General features: G+C 70.2%; 7 protein-coding genes. 2 read left to right on the forward strand and 5 right to left on the reverse strand.

Going from position 1 to position 8,775, the window contains the following annotated elements; genetic code table 11:
- Positions 1-1,545, forward strand: a 1,545-nt coding sequence (locus ACFVW8_RS37025) for a thioredoxin domain-containing protein (RefSeq protein ID WP_389698061.1), incomplete at its 5' end; no start/stop codon positions are given.
- Positions 1,546-1,549: 4 nt separating this feature from the next.
- Here ACFVW8_RS37025 and ACFVW8_RS37030 read toward each other — a convergent pair.
- The 3 genes from ACFVW8_RS37030 to ACFVW8_RS37040 form a co-directional block, all read right to left on the reverse strand.
- The gene (locus ACFVW8_RS37030) at positions 1,550-2,182 is read right to left on the reverse strand and encodes a TetR/AcrR family transcriptional regulator (RefSeq protein WP_389698063.1); all 633 of its coding nucleotides are present in this window, start codon (positions 2,180-2,182) and stop codon (positions 1,550-1,552) included.
- Positions 2,183-2,193: 11 nt separating this feature from the next.
- Positions 2,194-3,711 carry an MFS transporter gene (locus tag ACFVW8_RS37035; RefSeq protein WP_389698065.1) on the reverse strand — a complete coding sequence of 506 codons (1,518 nt, stop codon included), beginning with the start codon at positions 3,709-3,711 and terminating at the stop codon, positions 2,194-2,196.
- 158 nt (positions 3,712-3,869) lie between these two features.
- Positions 3,870-4,568, reverse strand: a complete 699-nt coding sequence (locus tag ACFVW8_RS37040) for a hemolysin III family protein (RefSeq protein WP_389698067.1) — start codon at positions 4,566-4,568, stop codon at positions 3,870-3,872.
- 212 nt (positions 4,569-4,780) lie between these two features.
- Here ACFVW8_RS37040 and ACFVW8_RS37045 point away from each other — a divergent pair, with 212 nt between their 5' ends.
- A complete protein-coding gene (locus ACFVW8_RS37045; protein WP_389698069.1) occupies positions 4,781-6,607 on the forward strand; it encodes a phosphoenolpyruvate carboxykinase (GTP) in 1,827 nt (608 codons plus the stop codon).
- Positions 6,608-6,668: 61 nt separating this feature from the next.
- Here ACFVW8_RS37045 and ACFVW8_RS37050 read toward each other — a convergent pair whose 3' ends face one another.
- Together ACFVW8_RS37050 and ACFVW8_RS37055 are read right to left on the reverse strand one after the other, a co-directional pair.
- The gene (locus tag ACFVW8_RS37050; protein WP_389698071.1) at positions 6,669-7,073 is read right to left on the reverse strand and encodes a hypothetical protein; all 405 of its coding nucleotides are present in this window, start codon (positions 7,071-7,073) and stop codon (positions 6,669-6,671) included.
- A 104-nt stretch (positions 7,074-7,177) separates the two neighbouring features.
- Positions 7,178-8,389 (reverse strand): pyridoxal phosphate-dependent aminotransferase, encoded by a 1,212-nt coding sequence (locus ACFVW8_RS37055; protein ID WP_389698073.1) that lies wholly within the window; start codon positions 8,387-8,389, stop codon positions 7,178-7,180.
- Positions 8,390-8,775: the final 386 nt, after the last annotated feature.

The raw sequence follows: 8,775 nt of genomic DNA on the forward strand, positions 1-8,775 counted from the left end.
GCGCACGGCGGGCAGGGCGTGCCCGGGGAGCCGGAGCTGGCACAGGCACTGCTCGGACTGACCCGCGACTACGACGAGAAGCACCGCGGCTTCGGGGGCGCCCCCAAGTTCCCGCCGTCCATGACCATCGAGTTCCTGCTGCGCCACCACGCCCGCACCGGCGCGGACGGGGCGCTCCAGATGGCGGCCGACACCTGCGAGGCGATGGCCAGGGGCGGGATGTACGACCAGCTCGGCGGCGGCTTCGCCCGCTATTCGGTGGACCGGGAATGGGTCGTACCGCACTTCGAGAAGATGCTTTACGACAACGCCCTGCTCTGCCGGGTGTACGCCCACCTGTGGCGCTCGACCGGGTCGGAACTGGCCCGCCGGGTTGCTCTGGAGACCGCCGACTTCATGGTCCGCGAGCTGCGGACTGCCGAGGGCGGCTTCGCCTCCGCGCTGGACGCCGACAGCGAGGACCCCCAGGGCAGGCACGTCGAGGGCGCGTACTACGTCTGGACGCCGGCGCAGCTGCGCGAGGTGCTGGGCGAGGACGACGCCGCGTTCGCGGCGGAGCACTTCGGGGTGACCGATGAGGGCACCTTCGAGGAGGGGGCATCGGTGCTCCAGCTCCCGCCGAAGGGACCGCACCACCCGCCGCGTACCGGTGAGGTGGTGGACGAGGCGCGGGCCGCCGATGTGCGGGCCAGGCTGCTCGCCGCCCGTGAGCTGCGCAAGCGGCCGGGCCGGGACGACAAGGTGGTCGCCGCGTGGAACGGGCTGGCCGTCGCGGCGCTCGCCGAGACCGGCGCCTACTTCGACCGCCCCGATCTGATCGAGCGCGCCACCGAGGCCGCGGATCTGCTCGTGCGGCTCCACATGGGCCCGGTCGCCCGGCTGGCCCGTACCTCGAAGGACGGCCGGGCCGGGGAGCACGCCGGGGTGCTGGAGGACTACGGAGATGTGGCGGAGGGCTTCCTCGCGCTGGCCGCGGTCACCGGCGAGGGGGTCTGGCTGGAGTTCGCCGGCTTCCTGCTGGACATCGTGCTGGAGCACTTCACCGGCGAGGGCGGTCAGTTCTACGACACCGCCGACGATGCCGAGCAGCTGATCCGCCGTCCGCAGGACCCCACCGACAGTGCCACCCCGGCGGGGTGGACAGCGGCGGCCGGTGCGCTGCTCTCGTACGCCGCCTACACCGGATCGGAGCCCCACCGCACCGCGGCGGAGGGGGCGTTGGGCGTGGTGAAGGCGCTGGGGCCGAAGGCGCCGCGGTTCACCGGCTGGGGGCTAGCGGTGGCCGAGGCGCTGCTCGACGGTCCGCGCGAGGTGGCCGTCGCCGGGCCGGTGGGCGGCGAGCTGCACCGCACGGCGCTGCTGGGACGGGCGCCCGGTGCGGTGGTCGCGGCGGGCGAGACGTCCGGGACGGAGTTCCCGCTGCTGGCGGACCGTCCGATGGTGGACGGCGCGCCGACCGCGTATGTGTGCAGGCACTTCGTGTGCGATGCGCCGACGACGGACGCGCAGGTGCTGGCGCGCGCCCTGGGCGGCAGCGAGTCCTGAGGCGTCAGAGCCGCAGGCCGCCTCCCAGCGTGTCGATCGCCTGGTCGATCATCGCCACGAGGTCGCCGTCCTGGCCGTGCTCGCCCCAGTACAGCGTGACCTCGCGCAGCGCACCCAGCACCGCCGAGATGAAGACCCGGATCTGCAGGTCGTCGGCGCTGCGGCCGGTGCGGTCGGCGAGCACCTTGGAGAGGATCTTCGCCGTGTCGGACATGGTCTCCGTCATCCGGGCCCGGATGGCGGGGACCTCCACCATCAGCCGGGTGCGCTGGCGCAGCTCCACGTCGTCCGCGGCGACGAAAGACGTCAGCGCCTCCCGCATCACCAACCGCAGTGACTCCAGCGGAGGTTCGTCCGGCGGACGGCTCCGGAGCACGGCCTCCATGATCGGGTCGTACTCGTCGGTGAGGACGATGTCCTCCTTGGTCGCGAAGTACCGGAACACCGTGCTCGGCGACACCTCGGCCGCCTCGGCGATCTGCTCGATCGTCGTCGCCTCGTAGCCCTGTTCCTGGATGAGGCGGTACGTCGCCTGCCGGATCGCGACCCGTGTCTTGAGCTTCTTGCGCTCGCGCAGCCCCATCGGGGGCTGCGCCTCGGGTGCGGTGAAGGAGGGGGGACGGGGAGTGGCGGCCATGGTCGCCATTGTCAGGCATCGACGGGGGTGGCGGCCACGTCGGCGGGTTCGCTCCGGCTGCGCTCCGGGCCGGTCAGGAAGGCGCCGACCAGCAGGGCGCTGACCAGCGCGGTGGCGCCGATGACGAGCATGACCAGGCTCATGCCGTGCAGATAGGCGGCGTCGGCGGAGTCCGCGAGCCGTTGCGCGCCGAGCCTCGCCGCCACGGCGTGGGCGGCGACGACCGAGTCCCCGGCGGTGTCCGCCGCGGCGGCAGGGATCCCCGTGGTGTCGAGCCGCCCGCTGTAGGCGCCGGCGAGCAGACTGCCCAGCAGGGCGATCCCGAGGGCGCTGCCCGTCTGGCGCACGGTCATCAGCAGGCCCGATCCGCTGCCGGAACGCTCCGGGGGCAGGGCGCCGAGCGCGGCGTCCATGGCCGGGACGACGGCGAAGCCGAATCCGACCCCGGCGATGGAGAGCCACAGCGCGGTGAAGCCGTAGCCGCTGTCGACCGTGGTCCGGCTGCCGAGAATCGCGGCGAAGGCGAGCACGACGAGCCCCGCCGACATGGTGGCGCGGGCCCCGAAGCGGGCGTTGACCGGGCCGCCCGCCCTGGTGGCGAGGATCAGTCCGCCCATCATCGGCAGCATCCGCACCCCCGTGCCGAAGGCGTCGTTGCCCAGCACGGCCTGGAGGTATCCGGGCAGGATGAACATCAGCCCCGCCAGCACGAACATCACGAGCGTCGCAGCGAGCGTGCTGAGCAGGAACGTCCGCTGCCGCAGCAGGGACATGTCGAGCATCGGGCGGCTTGCCCTGCGCTCGCGCAGGACGAGCGCGGCGAGCAGGACCACGCCCGCGGCCAGCATGGCCAGGACCAGCGGGTCGCCCCAGCCGCGGCCCGGTGCCTCGATGACCGCGTAGATGAGGATGCCGAGACCGGTCGCGGTCAGCACGGTGGAGGCGATGTCGACCCTGGGTGCCGCGGGGTCGCGGGTCTCGGGCAGCAGGAACACGCAGGCCGTGACGCCGATGCCGACCATCGGGATGTTGATCAGGAAGACCGAGCCCCACCAGAAGTGGTCCAGCAGCCAGCCGCCCACGATCGGACCGAGCGGCATACCGAGTGCGGAGGCGGCCGAGACGATACCGATGGCCTTCATCCGGTCCTTCGGCTCGCCGAACAGCGAGGGCAGTACGGCCATGGCGAGCGGCATCACGAGCGCACCGCCGACACCCATCACGCAGCGGGCGGCGATCACGGTCGGCACATCGTCGGCGAGCGTGCCGAGGACCGAGCCGACGAGGAAGATGCCGAGGCCGGTGATGAGCATCCGGCGACGGCCGAAGCGATCGCCGAGCAGTCCGGCCGGAAGCATCAGCGCGGCGAACACGACGACGTAGGCGTCGGCCATCCACTGCTGCTGTCCGGTGGTGGCGCCGAGCTCACCGGCCATGGTCGGCAGCGCCACATTGAGGATCGTCATGTCGAAGCCGAGGACGAGCATGCTCGCCACCAGCGCGCCCAGCGCCCACCAGCGTCGGTTCATGGTGCTCTCCTTTGGAAGTATTCGTCAAATGACAGTAACTCTCAAAAGATTGCGAGTGTCAACATGGGTCCTGGGGTGGTGAAGGTGCCCGGACATGCGTCATGGCCGTGACTCGGACGTCACGGCCATGAGGGGGAGGGGTGAGGAGGCGGCGGGGCTCAGCTGTGGTTGTAGGCCACCAGGGAGATGCCGACGTAGTGCACGACGAAGGCTGCCAGCGTCAGCGAGTGGAAGACCTCGTGGAATCCGAAGAAGCGGGGGGACGGGTTCGGCCGCTTGATGCCGTAGATGACGCCGCCCGCGCTGTAGAGCAGTCCGCCGACGACGACCAGTACGAGCACCGCGATCCCGCCGGTCCGCATGAAGTCCGGCAGGAAGAAGACCGCCGCCCAGCCCATCGCGATGTAGCAGGGCGTGTAGAGCCAGCGCGGGGCGCCGACCCAGAACACCCGGAAGGCGATGCCCGCGACCGCCGCTCCCCAGACCGCCCACAACAGCGGGGTCCCGGTGGACTCCGGCAGGAGCAGCAGGGTCAGCGGGGTGTAGGTGCCCGCGATGATCAGGAAGATATTGGCGTGGTCGAGCCGGCGCAGCACGGCCTCGCCGCGCGGGCCCCAGGTGCCCCGGTGGTAGACGGCGCTCACGCCGAACAGCAGGCACGCGGTCAGGATGTAGACGCCGCAGGCGATCCGGCCGCGCATGTCGTCCGTGAGCGCGATCAGCACGATGCCCGCGATGAGGACGGCGGGGAACATGCCGGCGTGCAGCCAGCCGCGCATGCGCGGTTTCAGCTCCACGTCGTCGGTCCCGGCTGGTTCCGTACCGGCGGGTTCGGGCGGGGCGGCGGCAGCAGTCATTCCCGCATCGTACCTACGCCACCGTAGGTTGCCGATATGAGTGGTGATGCTCACGTGGGCGGCCCTCTGGACATATGGGCGGAACGGCCGGATGATCAAATGAGTGCGGTCGGCACCGGATGAGCGCCGAGGGAATTCGAAGGGGTAGAAGCATCCGGGTCGCAGCCCCCACGGGGCAACTACCAAACAGACACCCTCATCAAGGAGCGATCGTGGCGCGCGACATCGCGGCTCCCCTCACTGTTCCCACCAACCACCAGGAGCTCATCTCCTGGGTCGACGAGATCGCAGCCCTCACCGAACCGGACCGAGTGGTCTGGTGCGACGGCTCCGAGGCCGAGTACGAGCGCCTGTGCGGGGAGCTCGTGGCCAAGGGCACGTTCACCAAACTCGACGAGATCAAGCGCCCGAACTCGTACTACGCCGCCTCCGACCCGAGCGATGTCGCACGCGTCGAGACCCGTACGTTCATCTGCTCCGAGAAGGAGGAGGACGCCGGTCCGACGAACCACTGGAAGGCCCCCGCCGAGATGCGGGAGATCTTCACCGGCGAACAGGGCGTCTTCCGCGGCTCCATGCGGGGCCGCACCATGTACGTCGTGCCCTTCTGCATGGGCCCCGTCGGCTCGCCGCTCTCGGCGATCGGCGTCGAGATCACCGACTCCGCGTACGTCGCCGTCTCGATGCGGACCATGACGCGCATGGGGCAGATCGTCCTCGACGAGCTCGGCACCGACGGGTTCTTCGTCAAGGCCGTCCACACCCTGGGCGCCCCCCTCGCCCAGGGCGAGGCCGACGTCCCGTGGCCCTGCAACTCCACCAAGTACATCTCGCACTTCCCCGAGGACCGCGAGATCTGGTCCTACGGCTCCGGCTACGGCGGCAACGCCCTGCTCGGCAAGAAGTGCTACGCGCTGCGCATCGCCTCCGTCATGGCGCGCGACGAGGGCTGGCTCGCCGAGCACATGCTGATCCTCAAGCTCACGCCCCCGCGCGGGGAGTCGAAGTACGTCGCGGCGGCCTTCCCCAGCGCCTGCGGCAAGACGAACCTCGCCATGCTGGAGCCCACCGTCTCCGGCTGGACCGTCGAGACGATCGGCGACGACATCGCCTGGATGCGGTTCGGCGAGGACGGCCGCCTCTACGCGATCAACCCCGAGGCCGGCTTCTTCGGCGTCGCACCCGGCACCGGCGAGCACACCAACGCCAACGCCATGAAGACCATGTGGGGCAACTCCGTCTTCACCAATGTCGCGCTCACCGACGACGGTGACGTCTGGTGGGAGGGCATGACCGAGGAACTGCCCAAGCACCTCACGGACTGGAAGGGCAACGACTGGACCCCCGAGTCCGGCACGCCCGCCGCCCACCCCAACGCCCGCTTCACCGTCCCGGCCGGCCAGTGCCCGATCATCGCGCCCGAGTGGGAGGACCCGAAGGGTGTGCCGATCTCGGCCATCCTCTTCGGCGGTCGCCGCGCCTCGGCCGTACCGCTGGTCACCGAGTCCTTCAACTGGCAGCACGGAGTCTTCCTCGGGGCCAACGTGGCCTCCGAGAAGACCGCCGCCGCCGAGGGCAAGGTCGGCGAGCTGCGCCGCGACCCGTTCGCCATGCTGCCGTTCTGCGGCTACAACATGGGCGACTACATGAACCACTGGCTCAAGGTCGGCGCGGACAAGCCGGACCAGTCGAAGCTGCCGAAGATCTACTACGTGAACTGGTTCCGCAAGAACGACGCGGGCAAGTTCGTCTGGCCCGGCTTCGGCGAGAACAGCCGTGTGCTCAAGTGGATCGTCGAGCGCCTGGAGGGCAAGGCCGAGGGCGTCGAGACCCCGATCGGCATCCTGCCGGCCAAGGGCTCCATCGACACCGAGGGCCTGGACCTCTCCGAGTCGGACCTGGACTTCCTGCTCAAGGTCGACCGGGAGATCTGGCGCGAGGAGGCGGCACTGATCCCCGAGCACCTCAACACATTCGGCGACCACACGCCGAAGGGCCTGTGGGACGAGTATCGCGCGCTGGTCCAGCGTCTGGGCTGATCCCCGCGGCAGATGAGTGGCACCCGGTCCACGCGCCTCGACGGCCCGTGGACCGGGGCCGTCAGAGGGCGCCGACCAGCCGCGACGGGGCGGCCTCGGCTGCTTCGTCCGCGGCGGCGTGCGCGTCCATGCGCTCGGCCGAGAGAATCGCCACGGCCGTGTCGGCGCGGGACGCCGCCACCACCAGCGCGCGGCCCGCGAGGGCGTGGGCGCGGCGGTGCAGGGCGGGGGCCGGAGCGTTGGTCAGACCGGCGTGCCGGGCGGGCGGGGCACCGCGCAACCGCGCGACCTGTCCGGCGATGCGGTCGCCCGCCTCGCCGAGTCCCAGTTCGTCGGTGACCGCGAGCAGGGCGGCCAGATGTCCGGCCAACTGGATATCCAGTTCTTCCTCACGGGTGCGGTGCGGGAAGTCGTCGGCGTGGTCGGCCGGTGTGTGGACCGATTTGGTGCGGATCGGTTCGTACATGGATGGCCTCCTGGTGATGCTGTGGATCCATCCTAGCTTGGATTCAGTCTAAAGTTATCCAGATTCGCGATCCGGTGACCGGGTCCCGCCGACGGGACATCGCCCTAGACCTGGCTGTACCCGTCCAGGAAGCGGGCGATCCGTCCGATCGCGTCCGTCAGATCCTCGGTCGAGGGCAGCGTCACGACCCGGAAGTGATCGGGCTCCGTCCAGTTGAACCCCGTCCCCTGCACCACCATGATCTTCTCGGCCCGCAGCAGGTCCAGCACCATCTGCCGGTCGTCCTTGATCTTGTAGACCTTCGGGTCGAGGCGCGGGAAGAGATACAGCGCCCCCTTCGGCTTCACGCAGGTCACACCCGGGATCCGGGTCAGCAGGTCGTATGCCACGTCCCGCTGCTCCAGGATCCGGCCGCCCGGCAGCACCAGGTCGTTGATCGACTGCCGCCCGCCGAGCGCGGTGGCCACGGCGTGCTGCGAGGGCATATTGGCGCACAGCCGCATGTTGGCGAGGATCGTCAGCCCCTCGATGTACGAGGAGGCGTGCGCCTTAGGGCCGCAGACCGCCATCCAGCCGGAGCGGTAGCCGGCCACCCGGTAGTTCTTGGAGAGCCCGTTGAAGGTGAGCACCATCAGGTCGGGCGCGATGGTGGCGGTCGGGGTGTGGGTCGCCCCGTCGTACAGGATCCGGTCGTAGATCTCGTCGGAGCAGACGACCAGGTTGTGGCGCCGGGCGATCTCCGTCAGCCCGCGCAGCATCTCGTCGTCGTACACCGCACCCGTCGGATTGTTCGGGTTGATGATCACGAGAGCCTTGGTGCGGTCGGTGATCTTCCGCTCGATGTCGGCGAGGTCCGGCATCCAGTCGGACTGCTCGTCGCACCGGTAGTGCACCGCCGTGCCGCCGGCCAGCGAGACCGACGCGGTCCACAGCGGGTAGTCCGGGGCCGGTACGAGCACCTCGTCGCCGTCGTCGAGCAGCGCCTGCATCGACATCTGGATCAGCTCGGAGACGCCGTTGCCCAGGTAGACGTCCTCGACATCGAGGTCGATCCCCTTGGTCTGGTAGTGCTGCATCACCGCCCGCCGCGCGGACAGCAGTCCTTTCGCGTCGCCGTAACCGTGCGCCCCGGAGAGGTTGCGCAGGATGTCCTCAAGGATCTCGGGCGGGCACTCGAAACCGAACGCGGCAGGGTTGCCGGTGTTCAGCTTGAGGATGCGATGGCCTGCTGCTTCCAGCCGCATCGCCTCCTCGAGCACGGGGCCCCGGATTTCGTAACAGACGTTGGCGAGCTTCGTGGACTGGATGACCTGCATGTCTGCGAGCTTACGACTGTGTTTCGCGGGCTGCCCGGGCATTCCCCGCAGGTTGACCCACCCGGGTCGTCCGGCCCGCCCGGCCCGGCTTCCATCGCCATGCGCCCGCCGCCCGGGAACCGTGGGAACCCGGGGCGCGGACGGGGGCCGGGCTTGGAATGGGGGTGTGACGGACCGGTCCGGGTGAGATGCGCCACGGCGGGTGCCCCGGGGGGTGCGGGGTGCTGGGGTGCGGGGTTCCGTCCTCAATCGCCGGACGGGCTTGGTGTGCGGGTTTCCCCGCGAGGGCGCCTGCCCGGTGGGTGGGGGTCCGGGGTCCCTCCGGGGCGTCTCCTCAAACGACGAACGTTCCGCGGGTACGCGAGGGGGGCCGGGTATCTGTTCGT

The organism is Streptomyces sp. NPDC058221, assembly GCF_042882365.1.
Lineage (GTDB): Bacteria > Actinomycetota > Actinomycetes > Streptomycetales > Streptomycetaceae > Streptomyces.